We start from the raw sequence: 18,768 nt of genomic DNA on the forward strand, positions 1-18,768 counted from the left end.
CGGAGGAGAGCCGATTGTCGGTGTCTCGATCTCGGGTGCTACGCGGTCTCGATCTCGCGTTCCATCTCGCGCAGGCGCTCGACCCGTTTCTCCGTCGCAGGGTGGGTCTTGAACAGTCGGCCGACGAATCCCTTGCTGATCGGGATGATGAAGAACGCGTTCATCTCCGCCTGATCGCGGAGGTCGTCCTCGGGAACCCGGTCCATCCGGCCGGAGATTTTCATGAGCGCGCTCGCCAGCGCCGACGGTTTGCCGGTGATGATCGCGCCACCGCGGTCGGCGCTGTACTCCCGATAGCGAGACAGCGCCCGGATGAGGACGAACGAGAGGATCCAGACGACCAGCGAGACCACGATCGCGACCCAGATCGGTGCCTGATTGCCGCCGCGACCGCCCTGCCCGTGACCGCCGGAGAACAGCCACCCCCAGCGGACGATCATAAAGGCGATCGTCGAGAGGAACGACGCGATCGTCATCACCATGACGTCGCGGTTCTTGACGTGAGCCAGTTCGTGGGCGAGCACGCCCTCGAGTTCGTCCTGGTCGAGCGTCCGCATGATCTCGGTCGTCACGGCGACGGTCGCGTTCGACTGTGATCGGCCCGTCGCGAAGGCGTTGGGCACCTGCGAGTCGGCGACCGCGATCTCCGGTTTCGGCAGGTCGGCCTGCTGGGCGAGCCGCCCGACCGTGGCGTGCAGCTCGGGATACTCGTCCTCGGAGACGGTCCGCGCGCCCATGCTCCTGAGCGCGAGCCTGTCGCTGAAGAAGAACTGCCCGAAGCTGAACAGTCCCAGAATCAGGACGATACCGAGGAGATTGATACCGGAGACCGCCAGCGCGGCGATGAAGCCGACGTACAGGAGCCCGAGCAACACCATCGTCAGGCCCATCCGGCCGCGCAGTCCCCAGTCAGCTTGCCATTGCATCACCGGAGGGTACGCGTCTGAGACTCATATACTTCCCTCTCTGCGCGGGAATCGAGCGCCAAAACAGTCCCGTCACTCCTGAATGTGACCTTCTTTGCGCAACTGGTCGGCTTCCTGCTTTTCGTATCGCCAGGTGATATCGGCCTTCTCGTCTTGCCAGTCCCAGGGTTCGATGAGGACGACGTCGTCCTCGCGGATCCAGATGCGCTTTTGCATCTTCCCCGGAATGCGCGCCGTGCGCTCTTTGCCGTCCATGCACCGGACCTTCACGCGGTTGGCCCCCAGCATGTTCGTGACGACGGCAAAGACTTCGTCGTCGTCTGGCATGCGGAGGTCCTTGCGTCCGCTGTCGTCGCTCATACATACGGCTTCGCTAGCGGACGGTTTGATAGTGACGGTTATCGATCCGCCGCCACCGTGCGCCGTCGAACCGGCGAGTCGTCCGGGACGCGTGCGATACATCCAAGCGAGTGAGGTGATACTGCGTTCGGAAGGATATCTGGCACGACGGCGTGCCAGATCATTTCGAAATGTTATAGCCGCCAGTATGAGAAGTCCCGTCTACGATGGCGATCGCGCTGCCAGACGAGGCTGAAACCTGGGTCGAGTCGTTCCGGGAGCGTCTCAACGACAACGCCGACTACGAGGCGGCCGCCGACGGCTGGGGGGTCGGCTTCGACGGCGACTTCGTCCTCGAGATCCTGCCCGACGACGCGTACGACGGACAGCCGCTGTACTTCTATCTCGAACTCCGGGACGGCGACTGTCTGCAGGCGGCCGTCCTCGAGGACCCCGACGAGGTCGCACACGGCTACGCGCTCCGCGGCACCTACACAGACTGGAAGCGGATCATCCGGGGAGACGTCGACATCGTCTCGGGCGTGATGGACGGCACCCTCGAGGCCGACGGCTCGACGGTCCGGGCCATGCGCTACCAGAACGCACTTGTCGAGATGGGCGAGACAGCCACCCGCGTCGAGACCGAGTTTCAGTATTAGTCACCGAAGATCATATGTTCTCTTTCGAAGATAGATAATACATGGCCGAGTCAGCGATCGTCGATTTCATCGAGGAGTATCAGGCGGGAGTGCTGATAGCCGTCGGGACGCTTACCGGGGGCTTGCTCGTCCTCGTCGCTGCGGGTCAGATCGTGGACACGCTCGAAAGTATGGCAGCACTCGGCGTGTTCGTTGCCGGTGCGGTCGTGACGTTCCTCTCGCTCTCGTATCTGCTGTACGGTCGCTGATCGATCCGCGACTGACCATCTGTCGGCTCGATCCGGCACCGTTTTGTCTCGGCCGTTCGCCCGGACAGACATGCTTGACAAACTCGGTGCGGTCGGTATCGCCGGAATCGTCGTCTCGCTGGCCGGACTCGGCGTCATCGCCTACGAGGCACCGCTGATCGCCGCCGGCGTCGCGCTCGTGCTGGCCGGGCTCGGACTCGCCGCCTTCGCGGTCGTCCGGAACCTGCTCTCCTCGCTCGGCATGGGCGCGATGGTCTAGCGCCCGTCGAAGGCCGCCGATGACAGGTTTACCTCGTTCGAGTCCGTATCGTGGGGTATGGTACCGTGGGAGCCGCTGCTCGTGTACGCCCTCGTTCTGGTCTGGGCAGCCCTGCTCGGATGGCTCCCGTTTCGCCTGCTCGAACGCATCTCGATCGTCGATCAGATCGACGCGAGCGCCGTCGAGCGGAGCAGAGAGGCGACGACTGACTCGACGGTGATCTGTCCGCATTGCGGGCAGCCGAACGATCGGGGATACACCTTCTGTGAGTCGTGCGGCGGCAAGCTGCCGACCGACTGGGAGTGACCGTCTGTCGCGGGGGCAGGGTGCCGGTCCCGGCGAGCGCCGAACCACCGCGTTTTTTCTCTACCGGCCCGTCGGGTACGGTAATGGCTAATCTGCAACTCGACGAGCCCGAGCCCGACGTCGCCGACGACGGCGTCTGGCTGACCTGTATCGAATGCGGGGAGACGTTCGCGCCGTTCGAGGAGATCCGCTACACCTGCGACGAGTGTGGCGGCCTGCTCGAGGTGCGCTACGCCGATCTGCCGACCTTCGAGGACTTCGACTCGAATGCGATCGCCGACGGCGTCTGGCGCTACAGTGCTGCCCTGCCCTTCGACGACGGCGTCAGCCTGCCCGAGGGCGGGACGCCACTGCACGAGGTCCCGCGCCTGGAGGAGGAGCTCGGCGTCGACCGGCTCCGCGTCAAACACGAGGGGATGAACCCGACCGGCTCGTTCAAGGACCGCGGGATGACCGTCGGCGTTCGCGTCGCCGAGAAAGTCGGCGTCGATCGACTGGCCTGTGCCTCGACCGGCAACACCTCGGCGGCGCTGTCCGCCTACGGCGCGCGAGCCGGACTGGAAACGCTGGTGTTGCTTCCCGCCGGCAAGGTCGCCGCGGGCAAGATCGCCCAGGCGAGCCTTCACGGCGCGCGCATCCTCGAGGTCGACGGCAACTTCGATCGCTGTCTGGACATCGTCCAGAACCTCGCGGATCGCGGCGAGGCGTACCTGCTGAACTCGCTGAACCCCTTCCGGCTGGAGGGCCAGAAGACGATCGGCCTCGAGATCTTAGAGGAGTTCCGCGCCGACGAGGGAACCTATCCCGATCGGATCGTCCTGCCGGTGGGCAACGCCGGCAACACCGCCGCGCTGTACAAGGCCTTCCGCGAGTTGGTCGAGAGCGGCGCGCTCGATGAGTCGGACGTGCCCAAACTCACCGGCGTGCAGGCCGCCGGATCGGCCCCGATGGTCGAGGCCGTCGAGGAGGGCTGGGACGACATCCAGCGCTGGGAGGACGTCGAGACGATCGCGACCGCGATCCGGATCGGCAATCCGGTCAACGCGCCGAAGGCACTGCCGGGGATCCGCGAGACCGGCGGGACCGCAGTCGCGGTTTCCGACGAGCAGATCACGGCCGCCCAGCGCGATCTGGCCGGTGAGGGCGTCGGCGTCGAACCCGCCTCCGCGGCGTCGGTCGCGGGCCTGCGCAAACTCCGCGAGCGGGGCGTCGTCGACGCGGACGAACAGGTCGTCTGTCTCACGACCGGCCACCTGCTGAAAGACCCCGACGCCGCCGCCGAGGCCGGGAGCGACCCCGAACCCGTCCCCGACGATACCGATGCCGTGCTCGATCTACTCGCAGAGTAACCCGCTCGCCGCGCGACCGCTGACGCGCGTCTGACGGCCATTTATGCTACTGAGTACCATACCACAGTGTATGGCGGCACAGGAGCGTCGTAGCGACCAGCGAACAGCGGGAGGTGCAATCGCGGAGCGGGGCCGCGACGACAGGGAGGAGTCGGGGGACAGGTGGATCGGGGCGATGCGGGAGCGTCTGCGCCGGGAGACGGGCGCGGACGGGACGTTCGTGTGGACCGGCCAGGACGACTAGGTCGGGTGTCGGAGCAGCCCTCGAAGCCGCCGGGGAGACAGCAGACAGTCACCGGAACGTTTCGATTCAATCACCGTCGCAGGTCGTGTGCCCGAGCGACGCCCGGCGAGTTTCGAGACGAGATACACATGGAAGTGTCTATTTCCGCGCGACTGGCGATCGATGTATTCATATTTGGGACGTGACGACGGAACAGCATGAACCGCATCGAGAAAGCCACCCTCCAGTTGCGCGCCGTCGAGATCCTGCGGACGCGCAAGGAGTCGCTGACCTACGACGAGCTGGCGGCCGAAACCGGGCTGCCGGCCAGCGATCTGAACCGCTACGTCAACGGCCACGTCCTGCCCGGACTCGAGCGCGCCCGCGAAGTCGTCGCGGGGTTCGGCCGGGAGACGGTCGCCGCGGAACTCGATGCGCGACTCCGGACCGACGAGGAGGGGTACGTCGACAACACCGACGTCGTCTTCGATCAGTCCCTGCTCGACATCGCGGCGGTCGTGCTCGCCGAAGACGTCGGCTTCGACCGCCCGGACGTGGTGTTGACCGCCGCGACCGACGGGATCACGTTCGCCTCGGCGGTGGCGCGGTACTACGGCGCTCGCACCGCCTACGCCAAGAAGTCCCGCGAGACCGCCGTCGAGGAGTTCGTCGAGGCGCGCCAGCGCGTCACGCCCGGGATCGAATTGACCTACTCGCTGCCCGCCAGCGCCATCGACACCGGCGACCGCGTGCTCGTCGTCGACGACATCGTCCGCTCGGGCGAAACCCAGTGTCTCCTGCTCGATATCGCCGATCAGGTCGACGCCGAAGTCGTGGGCGCGGCCGTGCTGGTCGTCGCCGACGAGTCGGGCCTCGACAGTGTCCGCGACGCGACCGAGGCTTCGGTGGTCGCGCTGACGAGCACGTGATATCCATATTTGTGTATAGAAACTGCGCCCAAGTCATAAAGACATAAAACATATGGCGGTGATATGCTCGTTTGTGTAAGATGGTACGGGAGACACTCGCGGAGTACTTCGGGTTCGAGGAGCACGGAACCGACCTTCGGACGGAGATCATCGCCGGGATCACGACCTTCCTGGCGATGAGCTATATCGTGGTCGTGAACCCGGCTATCATGACCTTCTTCCCCGGAGAGGACGGAAAGCCCGGGATCGCGATCGAAGGGTACACGCCCGGCGAAGTCCAGCAGATGCTGACAGTGGTCACGATACTGGCCGCTGCCGTCGCCATTTTCGTGATGGCCTTCTACGCGAACCGGCCGTTCGGCCAGGCCCCAGGGCTGGGCCTGAACGCCTTCTTTGCGTTCACGGTTATCGGACAACTGGGTGTTCCCTGGGAAACTGCGCTGGCCGCCGTCGTCGTCGAGGGTGTGATCTTCATCATCCTGACGGCGATCGGCGCACGGGAGTACATCATCAAGCTGTTCCCGCAACCAGTGAAGTTCGGCGTCGGAACGGGGATCGGGCTGTTCCTCGGGATCATCGGCTTGCAGGCGATGGGAATCGTTTCAAACGATCCCGAGACGCTCGTCACCCTCGGTAATATCGCGTCTAGCCCGCTTGCCATCCTCTCTGTCGTTGGACTGTTCTTCACGCTCGCACTGTACGTTCGTGGTTTTCCGGGATCGATCGTTATCGGGATCATCACGACGACGCTCGCCGGTATCGTGCTGACGTTTGCGGGTGTCGTGAGTCCGGGCGTCGTGGCCGGTGAGTTCGTGAAAAATGGCTCGTTCCAGCCGTCGGCCCTCACGGGTGCACAGTACGACATCACGCCGCTGTTCGGTGCCTTCATCGACGGGCTCCAGAACGTCGAGGGGCTCACCTTCGCGCTGATCGTCTTCACGTTCTTCTTCGTCGACTTCTTCGATACGGCGGGGACGCTCGTCGGCGTCGGGCAGGCGGGCGATATGCTCGACGAGGACGGCAACATGCCCGACATCGACAAGCCGCTGATGGCCGACGCCGTCGGGACGACCGCCGGCGGGATCCTCGGCACGTCCACGGTGACGACGTACATCGAATCGGCAACCGGCGTCGAGGAGGGTGGCCGAACCGGCATGACCGCGCTGGTGATCGGGATTCTCTTCCTGCTGGCGCTGGTCGTCGTCCCGCTCGCGACGATCATCCCGCTGTATGCCTCCCATATAGCGCTCGTCGTCGTCGCGCTGCTCATGCTGCGCAACGTCGTCGACATCCAGTGGGACAAACTCACGCACGCGGTCCCGGCCGGGCTGACGATTATCATCATGCCGCTCACCTACTCGATCGCCTACGGGATCGCTGCCGGGATCATTTCCTACCCGATCGTGAAGGCCGCGAACGGCGAATGGCGCGACGTCCACATCGGCCAGTGGCTGATGGCCGCGGCGTTCGTGCTGTACTTCTATATCCGCACCAGCGGCGTTCTCGAAGCAACCGTCTGATATTCCCGCAACCGCTGGGCTCTTTTGGCGTCCCCTCGTAACTACGCTCGATGACAAATCTCGAAGTGTACGTCCTCTCGGGCTGTCCGTACTGTGCGAAAGTCACGACGAAACTCGACGACCTCGGCCTCGAGTACGTCTCCCACGAAGTCCCGGCCAGTCACAGCGAGCGAACCGAAGTCGAGGAGATCAGCGGTCAGACCGGCGTTCCAGTACTGGTCGACCCCGACAACGGTATCGAGGGCATGCCCGAGAGCAGCGACATCGTCGAATACCTCGAAGAGACCTACGGGCAGGCGGCGTAGCTCGGGACGGCAGTCACGGCCACGCTCGAGCTCGACGCCGACCTGCGGCTCCGGGCCGACCGCGACCGTCTCCGGCAACTCCTCGCAAATCTCGTCCGGAACGCCGTAGAACACGGTTCCACGAGCCCCCAGTCGCCAGTTCCGCGACGCGGTCGAGCACGGCACGAGAGACAGTCGACGATCGGCTGTCGGTGTGCTCGAAGACGGCGAGAACGTGACCGTCACGGTCGGCCGACTTGAGACGGACAGGTTCTACGTCGCGGACGACGGCCGGGGAATCGACGCCGACGATCCCGACAGGATCTTCGAGTCGGGCTACTCCACGAGTGCGGACGGGACGGGCTTCGGACTGACTGTCGTCTCGCGGATCGCCGAATCGCACGGCTGGACGGTGACCGCGACCGAAAGCGAGAGCGGCGGTGCCCGGTTCGAGATCCGCGATGTCCGGGTCCTCGACTAGAACACCGAGTCTGCGGTCGCCGCGCCGACGACGCTGAAGATCGCGCCGACGGCAACGGCCCGCGCAGTGACGATCGCCTGTCTGCGACCGGTCAGGTCCCCGAGGAACTGGTCGGGCGCAGTCACGACCAGCGACAGGAGCACGACCGAGCCAAAGGAGATCGACATGAGCGAGATGAATCGAAGCGGGATCCCGGCCACCTCGGGTTCGCGCTCGGGATCGCGATCGTCGTCGGCCTCGTACAGCGCGCCGTACCCGATCGCGAGCACGATCCCAACGATCAAAAGCGCGTGACAGTTGGTCATGTTCTCGGCCAGATCCCACACCTCCTCGGTGACGACGAACGGGCCCGCGAGCAGAAACCCGCCGACGAACTGCTGGGCGACGTCGTCGAACCTGAACCGCGGGATCGATCTGGCCATACCCTCTGGTCGACGGGGAGCCACAAACCGATTCGGGTTCGGACTGGCGGTCGTTCCATCGGAAACGTGGGGCGATATCGTTCCACTGGACCCACCCGAAACGCACCTCGTCGGTGGTACGTACGCCTATTGAGATCGCTCTCCACGCGAAACGAAGGGGTCGAGCGCGGTCGCGTGGACGCGCCGGCGGCGAGACGACTGTGACGCTGGTCGCGCAGCACGTCGGTGTCCGCCAGTCGAACCCGTTTTCACGACTGCACTACTGGACTGAGACATGAGCGTTCGCGAGGAGTTCGACGAGTGGGCGGCCGAGGGCCGCGACCGAGGCATGGAGGAGCGACACTGGCACACGGCCAAGCACGCGCTGGCCCGGATGCCGATCGAGGACGGGGAGACGGTCCTCGATCTGGGCTGTGGCAGCGGCTACGCCGCCCGGGCAATGCGGGAGGCCGGCGGGGCCGGCCGCGCCTACGGAGTCGACGGCTCGCCGGAGATGGCCCGCAACGCCAGCGCGTACACCGACGACGAAGCCACGGGCTTTCTGGTCGGCGACTTCCAGCACCTGCCCTTCGAGTCCGGCAGCGTCGATCACGCCTTCTCGATGGAGGCCTTCTACTACGCGAGCGACCCAATGGCGGCACTCGAGGAGATCCGACGCGTCCTGCGATCCGGCGGGACCTTCTACTGTGCGGTGGACTTTCACGCCGACAACCCACACACTGCCGAGTGGACGGAGTACGTCGACGTCGAGATGACCCGCTGGTCCCGGAAGGAGTACCGCCAGCGCTTCCGCGAGGCCGGCTTTCACGTCGCCGAACAGGATTCGATCCCGGATCGGGAGGTCGAGATCCCGCCGGCCGGCGCGTTCCCCACCGAGGACTGGACGAGTCGCGAGGCGATGGTCGAACACTTCCGCGAACACGGGACGCTGCTGACTGTCGGCGTCGCGCCCTGATCGAGGAGCGCGTCGGTCACAGGCCCTCGATCGCCTCGACGAGCGCGTCGGTCGCCGGTGGCAGGGCCGCCGCCACCTCGTCGGTGAGTTCGTCGCCGAAGTCGACCGACTCGGGCTGGACGCCGAACACCCGAACGGTGGTCGGTCCCTCGACGGCGTCGGCGACCTCGAGCAGCTCGAAGACGTCCGTCCTGTGCGAACTCCGCTCGGCCGGGGTCGTCCCGGTGTCGGCTGGATCGAACACCTCGAAGGTACCCGGCTCGGCACCGAAATCGACCGCGTCGACGATCACCACCGACGAGTAGTCGCCGAGGACGTGGATCAGCCGGAACCCGGGATCACCCAGGTCGACCAGCTCCACGTCCGGTAGCTCCCGATCGCCGAGCCGGTCGAGCAGCATCGGTCCGACGCCGTCGTCCATCCGAAAGGGGTTGCCGAGCGCGATCACGGCGTCGCAACCAGTCATCGCTCGGGCAGGGTGTCGACGAACTCGACGTCGAGGTAGTGCGTCGAGCAGGAGATGCAGGGGTCGTACGCCCGGACCAGCATCTCCAGCGTGTGCTCGATCTCGCCTTCGGGCTGGTCGATGATCGTCGGCACCAGTCGCTCCATGTCCAGCTGGATGTTGGCGTGGTTCTGGTTGGTGGGGATCACGCAGTTGCCCTCGAGGGCCGTGCCCGTCTCGTCGAGCGTGTACTCGTGAAAGAGGATGCCACGCGGCGCTTCGATCGCCCCGACGCCCTGCCCCGCCGTCACGTCGACGTCGGGTTTGTGGTAGTCGGATTGCGCCTCGAGGCCGGATTCGAGAACCGAGTCGATCAACTCGATCGAACGCTCGATGAGGTGGGCCGTCTCGACGAGCTGGGCCACGTTGTTCAGATAGGGGTTGTGACAGACCGGTTTGAGGCCGAACCGGTCGGCGACGGCCGTCGCCATCGGCCCCAGCTGCTCGTAGTTGTTGTTGAACCGAGCCAGCGCCCCGACCATGTAGGAGTCGCGGTTGTGCTTCGTGAACTTCGCCGTCGACTGTTCGACGACGTGCTCGTTGACGATCTCCCGGTAGTCCGCGAGGTCGAGTTCGCCCGTGTCCGAGGAATACGGCACCCCGTTGTAGAGGGCGTACTCGTCGGGGTCGGTCAGCGAGATGAACTCCGTTTCGCGGGTGAACTCGGGGAGTTCGTCCGCGAGCGACAGGACGAGATCCACGACCGTCTCGACGTCGTTCCAGGACCCCTCCAGCGAGGCCCGGAGGTCCCGAAGCTCGGCCTCGCTGGGAAGCTGCGAGAAGCCACCGGGGATCGTCCGCTGAGCGTGGGTCGACCGCCCGGCGACGGTCTCGATCAACTCGTTGCCGAGCTTGTGCAGCCGGATGACCGTCCTGACCTCCTCCTCGTGCGTGTTGGCCATCGGCACGACGGATTTCGCGCCGACGAGGTCCGGCAAGGCGAGATAACCCAGGTGCAGCACGTGACTCTGGAGGGTCTCGCCGGCCAGCGCGAGTTTGCGCAGTTTGACGTCCTGTTCGGACAGCTCGACGCCCATCGCGTCCTCGACCGCCTTCAACCCGGTCATCGTATGCGTGACCGAACAGATGCCGCAGATCCGCGAGACGATGTGGTGAATCTCGTCCCAGTCCCGGCCGACGACCATCGACTCGAAAAAGCGGGGCGATTCAACCACGTGCCACTCACACGCCTCGAGCTGTCCGTCCGTGGCGTTGACGACGATTTCGCCGTGCCCTTCGACGCGCGTGACGAGATCGCCCTCGATATCGATGTCCTGACTCATTGTTCGACCTCCTGCATGTCGGCCTGTGGCCCGTGTTCACGCTGCCAGCTCCAGTAGAGGGTAAACTCGTTGAGCAGTTCGTCGGTGGTCACTCCGTACTCCTGTAGCACCTCGCTGTAGGCGTCCTCGGCGGGGTTGTCCACTAACCCCCGACAGCCCCAGCAGCGGGTGCCCTGCGAGACGCAGGTCGCGTCGCAGCCGCCGCCGCGCGTGATGGGGCCGAGACAGATCTCGCCCCGGTCGAACGCGCACGTGTTCTCCGCGAGCTTGCAGTCGACACAGACCGGGTGGTTCGCAAGCGACGGATCGCCGCCCTGCAGGATCGCGGTGACCGTCTGGATGAATTCCTCGCCGTCGATCGGACAACCGGGAACCTCGTATTCGACCTCGACGAAGGCTTTGGCGGGCTGGGCCTGCTCGAACGAATCGAACAGTTCCGCGTCCGGGTCGTCGAACATCGCCGCGTCCTCGCCGTAGGCCCGTTCCGTGACCGTCTGGAAGTCCTGTTCGTTCCGGATCGAGTTGATGCCGCCGAACGCCGCACAAGAACCGATGGCGATGACGGTGTCGGCGTTCGACCGCACTTCTTCGAGCCGTTCGACGTCGTGTGGGGTCGTGATCGACCCCTCGACGAAGGCGATCTCGTAGTCGTCGCTGTGTTCGGACATCGCTTCCCGGAAGCTGACCACCTCAACGACCTCGACGAGGTCGAGCAGGCGCTCCTCGAGGTTGATGATTTCGAGTTGATCGCCCTCGCACCCGGCGAAGTCGAAGAAGGCGACTTTGGGCTTCGAGGTCATACTTCCGCCTCCTGTTTGTCACGGACCACCGGATAGTGGAACACCGGGCCGTCGGTGCAGACGTACAGTTCGTTGATCTGACAGTGGCCACAGAGACCGCGACCACAGTGCATGTTGCGCTCCAGTGAGAGGTAGATATTCTCGTCCGGGACGCCCATCTCGTCCAGTTCCTGCAGGACGAACGTGTACATCACCGGCGGCCCACAGACCAGCACGTTCGTCGTCTCGACGTCGATGTCGACCTCCGGGATGACGCTCGTGATGACGCCCGTCGGGCCGTCCCACTCTTGATCCTGCGGGCACTGATCGACCGTCTCCAGATACGTCATCTCGTCGCCCTCGGCCCATTCCTCTAGTTCGTCCGGGTAGAGTTGTTCGGCCGGCTCTTTGCAACCGTAAACCGTCGTTAGCTCCCCGAACCGCTCGCGCTCGTCGAGCGTGTAGTTGATCATCGACCGGAGCGGCGCAAGCCCGATGCCGCCGGCGATGAACAGGATGTCCTCGCCCTCGAACACGTCCGGATCGAATCCGCTTCCGTAGGGGCCCCGGATTCCGACTGTGTCTCCCGGTTCCATGTTGTGTAGCGCTCTCGTCACGTTACCGACGGCCCGGATCGTCAGCTCGAAGGGCCCGGGTTTGGTCGGCGAGGAGGTGACCGAGAACGGCGCTTCGCCGACACCCGGAACCAGCAGCTGGACGAACTGGCCGGGCTGGTGACCGAGCTCTTCGCCGTCGGGCAGCTGGATCTCGAAGAGTTTGTCCGCTCCGGTGAAGGATCTGGTCCTCGTGATGAGGCCGTTGACCGGTTGATACTCGTTCTCGCCGATGTCGAATTTCGCCGTCGTACTACTGCGCATGGGCCTGTGCCTCCTGGTAAAGTTTGTTGTAGACGTCACACGGATCGGCGACGTCGGCGACACATTCGGAGGTGCACCGGCCGCAGCCGATACACGCGATGTCGCCGTACCGTTCGTAGATGTACCATCCCTTCCGCATGAACCGATGGCGGTGGCGCTCGGCGACTTCCTCCCGGAAGTTCTCGTCGCCGGCGACCGACGCGAAGTCCTCCAGCAGGCAGCCGTCCCACCGGCGGGACTCCCGGCCGCTGTTCGTTCCGAGATCGCGGATCATGTCCACGCTGAAACAGTAGCACGTCGGACAGACCATGTTGCAGGTGCCACAGGAGAGACACTTCTCGGAGTAGTCCTCCCAGAACGCCATGTTGTCGTAGTTCTCTTCCAGGATCGTCGGCAGCAACGCCGGCGAGAACTCGAGTTCCCGCTCGAAGAGGTCGGGGACGACCTCCTGCTCGATCCGCTCGACTTCCTGAACCTCCCCGGCCGTGGCCTTCCTGACGTCCGCGGAATTGAGGAACTCCTTGCCCTCCAGGGTCCCGATGTTGACGGCGTACGTCTCGCCCAGATCTGTCAACATGAGGTCGTAGCCCGAATCGGTCGTGGCCGTCCCCATGCTGGCGGCGAAAGCCGTCTCACTGGCGTCCTGCATGTTCACCCCGATGAGCAGCGAGTTCTCGCGCTTTCGCCGGTAGGGTTCGTCCCGGAGCGTGTCGATGAAGATCTTGTCGAGCTGTTCGATCGCGACGAGGTCGTAGGGGTGGATCCCGACGATGACCTTGCCGTCCGGCTCCGCCTTCGCTCGCCACTCGAACTCGCCGTTCGCGTCGCGATATTCCAGGATCGTCTCGCGCTGGGGCATGAGATACTTCTTCGGAGACAGCATCGTCACGTCGTACTCGAGCGCGAGATCCCCCGCTGAATCGAGGTCGTCGAAGACGTACTTCTCGCCGTCGTCCTGGACGCCGACGACGTCCCGCCGGTCGGACGAGATCTTCTCGTCGATTAACGCCTCGAACTCCGGTTTATCGATGACTTTCATTGGCCTGTCCCTCCGTCGGGCCGGACGAGACGCGCCGCTCGTCCCGGTTCCCGAACCGTCATGCCGTATTCGAGATCGAGGTCGGACGGGACGTCGAGGCCGTCGAACACGGAGTGCCCGCCATGCCATTGCGGGCCGACGGCAGACCGTGGCTCCGACTCGACGTGCCCGTCGATCAGCGTCTCGAACGCTGTTGCGAGTGTCTTCATGCCATCCATCCGGCCGGCCCTCTCGCCGGCCACCACGCGTACAATCGGGCCCAGAGCGCCTAACAGCGGTGATGCTTCTCACTTGTTGAAAAATATATAGACGTCAAATTGGTCGCCTCCGAAATCGCTATGCTCGCTTTTCACCGGCATTTTTTGCCTGTTTTTTCACACGGGTTCGTATCGGTCCTTCACATTCTAACAAATATGTTTTCAGGCGCTGAGAATCCGGATAGGGTTGCTTTAGGAGCAAGACTTAGGTAAATGCAGGATGGCATCGCTAGACTCGATCCGACAGTCGGTCCGCGGGTCGGACGCCGACGTGGGCGGCGACGACTCGGGGATCATCCCGGCCGAGGCAGGCGTCGAAGACGTCTGCGACGAGGAAGTAGACACCGTCCGGTCGCGCGTCGCGCCACACGCGGGCGACGAGGGCGGCATCATTCCGTCGCTGCAGGCGGTTCAGGACGAGTACGGCTACCTGCCGCGGTTCGCGCTCCAGGTGATCGCCGACGAGTGCGACACGACGATCGCACGCGTGTACGGCACGGCGTCGTTTTACTCGCAGTTCTACTTCGAGCCGCGCGGCGAACACACGATCAAGGTCTGTACCGGGACGGCCTGTCACGTCAAGGGAGCGGACGACATCTCCGAGAACCTCCAGGACGAACTGGACGTCGACACCGACGAAGTCACCGACGACGGCCAGTTCACGATCGAACACGTCCGCTGTGTCGGGGCTTGCGGTCTCGCTCCGGTCGTCGTCGTCGACGACAACGTCCACGGGCCGATCGAACCGGGGAACGGAACCGAAATTCTGGACGAATACACCGACGAGGAGGCCTGAACATGTCACAGACGATCCAGCGTCCGGCGGATCCGGACACGGTGGATGGCAACGTTCGCGTCGTCGTCTGTCAGGGGACCGGCTGTGTCTCGTCCGGTTCCGACGAGGTCTACGACGCGCTCGACGAGGCGATCGACGCGCTCGACGACAGCGAGGACGTCGTCCTCTCCTACGGCGACGGCGACCTCGACGAACTGGGCATTGAGACGAAAAAGAGCGGCTGTCACGGCTTCTGTGAACTCGGCCCGCTCGTTCGGATCGACCCCATGCACGTCCTGTACACGCAGGTCGGGGTCGAGGACGTCGATGACATCGTCGAACGGACCGTCAAGAACGGCGAAGTCATCGACGAGCTCTGCTTCGAGGACCCGGACGGCAACCGGCAGAGTCGCACCGACGACATCTCCTTTTACACCGAGCAGAACCGGCTCGCGCTGGGCAACTGCGGGGACATCGATCCGGAAAGCGTCGAGGAGTACCGGCTCCGCGACGGCTACGACGCCCTCGAGAAAGCGCTCACGGGGATGGACCCCCAAGACGTCTACGAGGAAGTCGAGGAGTCGGGGCTGCGCGGTCGCGGCGGCGGCGGCTTCCCGACCGGGACCAAATGGAAGTTCGCCAACGACGCCGACGCCGACGAGAAGTACGTCATCGCCAACTGCGACGAGGGCGACCCCGGCGCGTTCATGGACCGCTGTCTCGTTGAGGGCGATCCCCACCGAGTCATCGAGGGGATGGCCATCGCCGGCTACGCGACGGGTGCAAACCAGGGCTACATCTACATCCGCGCCGAGTACCCCCTCGCGATCGAACGGATCGAGCAGGCGATCGACACTGCCTACGACGAGGGGTACCTCGGCGAGGACATCTTCGGCACCGGCTTCGACTTCGACTTCGGGATCGAGAAGGGGGCCGGGGCCTTCGTCTGTGGCGAGGAGACGGCCCTGATGGCCTCGATCGAGGGACAGGCCGGCCGACCCACGCCGCGCCCGCCCTACCCCGCTCAGTCCGGCCTCAACGACCAGCCGACGACGATCAACAACGTCGAGACGCTGAGCAACGTCCCGCTGATCATCGACAACGGCGCCGAGTGGTTCCGCCAGTACGGCACTGAGGACAGCGCCGGGACCAAGACCTTCGCGGTCTCCGGGGACGTCTCTGCGACGGGACTGATGGAGATCCCGATGGGGCTGACTCTCGAGGAGATCATCGAGGTCGCCGGCGGCATGGAGGGCGACTCGGAGTTCAAGGCCGTCCAGATCGGCGGCCCCTCCGGCGGCTGTCTCGCCGAGAAGCACCTCGACATGCCGGTCACCTTCGACTCCCTGCAGGAGGAGGGCGCGATGCTCGGTTCCGGCGGGCTAGTCGTGATGGACGACGAGACCTGTATGGTCGACGTCGCCCGGTTCTTCCTGGATTTCACGCAGGACGAGTCCTGCGGGAAGTGTCCGACCTGTCGGATCGGGACCAAGAAGATGCTCGATATCCTCGAGCGGATCACGAACGGCGAGGGCGAGCCGGGAGACATCGAACGGCTGCGTGACCTCGGGGAGACGATCACCGAGGGATCGCTGTGCGGGCTCGGACAGACGGCTCCGAACCCGGTGTTGAGCACGCTCGAACACTTCGAGGAGGAGTACGAGGCGCACATCTACGACGACGAGTGTCCGGCCGGCGAGTGCGAGCTCGGCGACGGGAGCCACGCCGGGACGTACAAGATCGCCGCGGCGGAGTGTGTCGGCTGCCAGCAGTGTCTGAGCGCCTGTCCGGTCGACGCCATCGACGGCGAACAGGGCGAGACCCACGAGATCGACCCCGAGACGTGTATCGGCTGCGGGCAGTGTGTCGAGGCGTGTCCGATCGACGCCATCAGCGAGCGGGTGTGATAGCATGAGCAAGGCAACACAGAGCGAGGCCGAACCCGGCGTCGCTCTCGAGATCAACGGTCAGGAGGTACAGGCGCGCGAAGGACAGACGATACTCGAAGCGGCCCGGGACGCGGGTATCGAGATCCCGACCCTCTGTGAGCACGAACCGCTCACCAACGTCGGTGGCTGCCGGATGTGTCTCGTCGAGATCGACGGCAAGCGCACCGAGACCGCCTGTACGACGACCGTCCAGGACGGCATGGAGATCGAGGTCGACACCGACGACCTGTGGGACCATCGCCGGACGATTCTGGAGCTGATGTTCTCCGAGCAGAACCACTACTGCATGTACTGCGAGATGGAGGGCGACTGCGAGCTCGAGGACCTGTTCAACGAGGCCGGACTGGACGCCTGCGACTATCCCCTCGAGTACAACGACGTCGAGGTCGACACCTCCCACGAGCACATCACGCTCGATCTCGATCGGTGTGTCCTCTGTGGCCGCTGTGTCCGGACCTGCGACGAGATCGTCGGCAACGACACGCTGACGTTCAAGGACCGCGGTCTGGAGACCGAGATCGTCGCCGACGACGGCGTCGCGCTCGGGGACTCGTCCTGCATTTCCTGCGGTGCGTGCGCGCAGGCGTGTCCGACGGGGGCGATCTACACCAGCCAGAGCGCCTATCGCGGCCGCGAGGAGGACTGTGACGTCGTCACGACGACCTGCACGGAGTGTAGCCTCGGCTGCGAACTCGAGGTGTACACGAACTCCGGTCGGATCGTCAAGATCGAGGGCGTCGAGGACGGTCCGGACGGCGGCCAGCTCTGTGAGATGGGGCGGTTCGGACTGTTCGGCGACCGACGCGAGCGCGTCGACACGACGTCAATCCGCGGCGAGGGGACGGTCGAGGTCAAGGACGCACTCGATCGAACGCGCGAGTTGCTCGCCGGAGCCGAGACGGTCGACGCCGTCGCCTCGGACCGGTTGCCGACCGAGGTCGTCGAAGCGTTCGCCGACTCGATGGACGCCTACGACGCCGCCGTCGAGATCCCCGGGGCGCAGCGAGCGGCCGACGAGCGCCGGATCGCCGAGCGGGTCGCCCCCATGTTCAACAAACACGCCGGCAATCTCCGGGCGCGGGGGCCCGAAGCGGTGCTCGAGGCCGAAGCCGTCGCCGTGTTCGACACGAGCATCGTCGATACGCACCCGGTGGCCGCGTCGTACGTCCGCCGGGCGGCCAAGGACGGCGCGACGCTCATCAGCGTCGACTCGGACGAGGACCGCTTCGGCGCGAAGTCCGACGCGTCGATCGAGTCGGGGACGGGACTGAGCCGCCTCACGGAGGACGCGTTCGAAGTCGTCGACGAGGACGCCTCCGCGCTTGCGGACTCGGACACGGAGACGCTGATCAACGCCGTGCCGGCCCTCGAAGACGGCGCGGAGAGTTTCATCGTCCTCGGCCCGGAAGTCGAGGAGGAGGACACGCTCATCAACGCCTACGCGCTGGCCGGGATGACCGACAGCAGAGTCCTCAGTCTGCCCGACCGAGTCAACGCCTTCGAGAACGGCGTCGGGACCGACGACCTGCACGAGGATCCCGACGTGGCCTATCTCTTCGCCGGCGACGACCGCGACGACGATCTCGATCGGATGCTCGAGGTCGCCCGCAAGGCCGACACGGTGATCGTTCAGGCGACTCGCGAGTCGATCCTGACGAAGGCCGCCGACGTCGTCGTCCCGGCGCTGGACTGGTTCGAGCGCACCGGGACGATCACCGACGCGAGCGGGACCGACCGCGAACTCGCGCGCGTGCTCAAACCGCGCGTCGCGGTCGACTCCGACCGCGAGGTGCTCGCGACGCTTGCCGACACTGCCGAACGAGCGGAGGTGGAACAATGAGCAAGACGGAACCGCCACAGCAGGACGACCGGGCGACCGTCGCGACCGTATGTCTCGGCGGCTGTTCGGGCTGTCACATGGAGTTTCTGAACATCGACCACGACCTGGTCGACCTGCTCGAGGACGTCAAGATCGAGGCGAGCCACATGATCGTCGACGAGAAGGGCGTCCCCGAGGCCGACATCGGCATCGCGGAGGGCGTCGTCACCAACGAGGAGAACGTCGAGGTCGCTGAGGAGCTACGCGAGAACTGCGATACGGTCGTCGCGTGGGGGGACTGCGCGGCCCTGCGCGGGATTATGTCCCTGCGCAACGACGACGATCCCGACGAGATGATCGACGAGGTCTATCTGGACAAGGCCGACGAACACAGCGAGAGCCCGCGCGACGACGTGCCGGTGCCGGCGCTGCTTGAGGACGCCCGGCCGCTCGACGAGTACATCGACGTCGACGTCTACATTCCGGGCTGTCCCCCGGACGCCGAGGTGATGGCCCACGGTATCGAAGCGCTGCTCGAGGGCGAACGACCGGAGATCGTCGACGAAAAACTCCAGTACGACTAA

Annotated in this window: 24 protein-coding genes; 15 read left to right on the forward strand and 9 right to left on the reverse strand. The window is 65.0% G+C overall.

Going from position 1 to position 18,768, the window contains the following annotated elements; genetic code table 11:
* Positions 1 to 38: 38 nt before the first annotated feature.
* Complete coding sequence (gene htpX, locus HSR122_RS14070; RefSeq protein WP_229110432.1) at positions 39 to 926, reverse strand: zinc metalloprotease HtpX; 888 nt, start codon at positions 924 to 926, stop codon at positions 39 to 41.
* 72 nt (positions 927 to 998) lie between these two features.
* Complete coding sequence (gene eif1A / locus HSR122_RS14075; RefSeq protein ID WP_229110433.1) at positions 999 to 1,286, reverse strand: translation initiation factor eIF-1A; 288 nt, start codon at positions 1,284 to 1,286, stop codon at positions 999 to 1,001.
* 206 nt (positions 1,287 to 1,492) lie between these two features.
* On the opposite strand from eif1A, the gene HSR122_RS14080 reads away from it, so the two are divergent.
* The 10 genes from HSR122_RS14080 (at position 1,493) to HSR122_RS14125 (ending at position 7,523) form a co-directional block, all read left to right on the forward strand.
* Positions 1,493 to 1,924, forward strand: coding sequence for an SCP2 sterol-binding domain-containing protein (locus HSR122_RS14080; RefSeq protein WP_229110434.1), 432 nt, complete (start codon positions 1,493 to 1,495; stop codon positions 1,922 to 1,924).
* Positions 1,925 to 1,965: 41 nt separating this feature from the next.
* Positions 1,966 to 2,172, forward strand: coding sequence for a hypothetical protein (locus HSR122_RS14085; RefSeq protein ID WP_229110435.1), 207 nt, complete (start codon positions 1,966 to 1,968; stop codon positions 2,170 to 2,172).
* Positions 2,173 to 2,242: 70 nt separating this feature from the next.
* Complete coding sequence (locus HSR122_RS14090; protein ID WP_229110436.1) at positions 2,243 to 2,431, forward strand: DUF7470 family protein; 189 nt, start codon at positions 2,243 to 2,245, stop codon at positions 2,429 to 2,431.
* Between the two features lie 57 nt (positions 2,432 to 2,488).
* Positions 2,489 to 2,737, forward strand: a complete 249-nt coding sequence (locus HSR122_RS14095) for a zinc ribbon domain-containing protein (RefSeq protein ID WP_229110437.1) — start codon at positions 2,489 to 2,491, stop codon at positions 2,735 to 2,737.
* Between the two features lie 83 nt (positions 2,738 to 2,820).
* The gene (gene thrC, locus HSR122_RS14100; protein ID WP_229110438.1) at positions 2,821 to 4,086 is read left to right on the forward strand and encodes a threonine synthase; all 1,266 of its coding nucleotides are present in this window, start codon (positions 2,821 to 2,823) and stop codon (positions 4,084 to 4,086) included.
* Positions 4,087 to 4,156: 70 nt separating this feature from the next.
* Positions 4,157 to 4,330, forward strand: a complete 174-nt coding sequence (locus HSR122_RS14105) for a hypothetical protein (RefSeq protein ID WP_229110439.1) — start codon at positions 4,157 to 4,159, stop codon at positions 4,328 to 4,330.
* Between the two features lie 197 nt (positions 4,331 to 4,527).
* On the forward strand, positions 4,528 to 5,238 hold the full coding sequence (locus tag HSR122_RS14110) for a phosphoribosyltransferase family protein (RefSeq protein ID WP_229110440.1): 711 nt from the start codon (positions 4,528 to 4,530) through the stop codon (positions 5,236 to 5,238).
* A gap of 80 nt (positions 5,239 to 5,318) precedes the next feature.
* Positions 5,319 to 6,758, forward strand: coding sequence for an NCS2 family permease (locus tag HSR122_RS14115; protein ID WP_229110441.1), 1,440 nt, complete (start codon positions 5,319 to 5,321; stop codon positions 6,756 to 6,758).
* 50 nt (positions 6,759 to 6,808) lie between these two features.
* Entirely contained in the window at positions 6,809 to 7,063 is a 255-nt protein-coding gene (locus HSR122_RS14120; protein WP_229110442.1) for a glutaredoxin family protein, read from the forward strand.
* Between the two features lie 193 nt (positions 7,064 to 7,256).
* Positions 7,257 to 7,523 carry a sensor histidine kinase gene (locus HSR122_RS14125; RefSeq protein ID WP_229110443.1) on the forward strand — a complete coding sequence of 89 codons (267 nt, stop codon included), beginning with the start codon at positions 7,257 to 7,259 and terminating at the stop codon, positions 7,521 to 7,523.
* On the opposite strand, the gene HSR122_RS14130 is transcribed toward HSR122_RS14125, so the two are convergent.
* Positions 7,520 to 7,945 (reverse strand): DUF2391 family protein, encoded by a 426-nt coding sequence (locus tag HSR122_RS14130; protein ID WP_229110444.1) that lies wholly within the window; start codon positions 7,943 to 7,945, stop codon positions 7,520 to 7,522. The two genes, HSR122_RS14125 and HSR122_RS14130, sit on opposite strands and share 4 nt — an antisense overlap.
* Before the next feature lie 274 nt (positions 7,946 to 8,219).
* On the opposite strand from HSR122_RS14130, the gene HSR122_RS14135 reads away from it, so the two are divergent.
* Positions 8,220 to 8,900: a class I SAM-dependent methyltransferase gene (locus HSR122_RS14135; protein WP_229110445.1), complete on the forward strand. Its 681-nt coding sequence runs from the start codon at positions 8,220 to 8,222 to the stop codon at positions 8,898 to 8,900.
* 16 nt (positions 8,901 to 8,916) lie between these two features.
* Here the strand turns inward: HSR122_RS14135 and HSR122_RS14140 are convergent, their stop codons facing one another.
* The 6 genes from HSR122_RS14140 to HSR122_RS14165 are packed head-to-tail and all read right to left on the reverse strand — an operon-like array spanning position 8,917 to position 13,593.
* Positions 8,917 to 9,366 (reverse strand): hydrogenase maturation protease, encoded by a 450-nt coding sequence (locus HSR122_RS14140; RefSeq protein ID WP_229110446.1) that lies wholly within the window; start codon positions 9,364 to 9,366, stop codon positions 8,917 to 8,919.
* The gene (locus HSR122_RS14145) at positions 9,363 to 10,688 is read right to left on the reverse strand and encodes a Ni/Fe hydrogenase subunit alpha (RefSeq protein WP_229110447.1); all 1,326 of its coding nucleotides are present in this window, start codon (positions 10,686 to 10,688) and stop codon (positions 9,363 to 9,365) included. The genes HSR122_RS14140 and HSR122_RS14145 overlap by 4 nt, the downstream gene beginning before the upstream one ends.
* A complete protein-coding gene (locus HSR122_RS14150) occupies positions 10,685 to 11,488 on the reverse strand; it encodes an NADH-quinone oxidoreductase subunit B family protein (RefSeq protein WP_229110448.1) in 804 nt (267 codons plus the stop codon). Before HSR122_RS14150 ends, HSR122_RS14145 begins: the two co-directional genes overlap by 4 nt.
* Positions 11,485 to 12,345: an FAD/NAD(P)-binding protein gene (locus HSR122_RS14155; protein WP_229110449.1), complete on the reverse strand. Its 861-nt coding sequence runs from the start codon at positions 12,343 to 12,345 to the stop codon at positions 11,485 to 11,487. The genes HSR122_RS14150 and HSR122_RS14155 overlap by 4 nt, the downstream gene beginning before the upstream one ends.
* Positions 12,335 to 13,384: a 4Fe-4S dicluster domain-containing protein gene (locus HSR122_RS14160; protein WP_229110450.1), complete on the reverse strand. Its 1,050-nt coding sequence runs from the start codon at positions 13,382 to 13,384 to the stop codon at positions 12,335 to 12,337. The genes HSR122_RS14155 and HSR122_RS14160 overlap by 11 nt, the downstream gene beginning before the upstream one ends.
* A complete protein-coding gene (locus HSR122_RS14165) occupies positions 13,381 to 13,593 on the reverse strand; it encodes a hypothetical protein (protein WP_229110451.1) in 213 nt (70 codons plus the stop codon). The genes HSR122_RS14160 and HSR122_RS14165 overlap by 4 nt, the downstream gene beginning before the upstream one ends.
* 268 nt (positions 13,594 to 13,861) lie before the next feature.
* Between HSR122_RS14165 and HSR122_RS14170 the strand changes: the two genes are divergently transcribed.
* Genes HSR122_RS14170 through HSR122_RS14185 form a run of 4 tightly spaced genes read left to right on the forward strand, consistent with a single transcriptional unit; the run spans position 13,862 to position 18,768 of the window.
* Positions 13,862 to 14,437: an NADH-quinone oxidoreductase subunit NuoE family protein gene (locus HSR122_RS14170; RefSeq protein ID WP_229110452.1), complete on the forward strand. Its 576-nt coding sequence runs from the start codon at positions 13,862 to 13,864 to the stop codon at positions 14,435 to 14,437.
* 2 nt (positions 14,438 to 14,439) lie between these two features.
* Positions 14,440 to 16,323, forward strand: coding sequence for an NADH-ubiquinone oxidoreductase-F iron-sulfur binding region domain-containing protein (locus tag HSR122_RS14175; RefSeq protein WP_229110453.1), 1,884 nt, complete (start codon positions 14,440 to 14,442; stop codon positions 16,321 to 16,323).
* Positions 16,324 to 16,327: 4 nt separating this feature from the next.
* The gene (locus tag HSR122_RS14180) at positions 16,328 to 18,205 is read left to right on the forward strand and encodes a 2Fe-2S iron-sulfur cluster-binding protein (RefSeq protein ID WP_229110454.1); all 1,878 of its coding nucleotides are present in this window, start codon (positions 16,328 to 16,330) and stop codon (positions 18,203 to 18,205) included.
* Complete coding sequence (locus tag HSR122_RS14185; RefSeq protein WP_229110455.1) at positions 18,202 to 18,768, forward strand: NADH-quinone oxidoreductase subunit B family protein; 567 nt, start codon at positions 18,202 to 18,204, stop codon at positions 18,766 to 18,768. Before HSR122_RS14180 ends, HSR122_RS14185 begins: the two co-directional genes overlap by 4 nt.

Source organism: Halapricum desulfuricans (genome assembly GCF_017094525.1).
GTDB classification, from domain to species: Archaea; Halobacteriota; Halobacteria; order Halobacteriales; family Haloarculaceae; genus Halapricum; species Halapricum desulfuricans.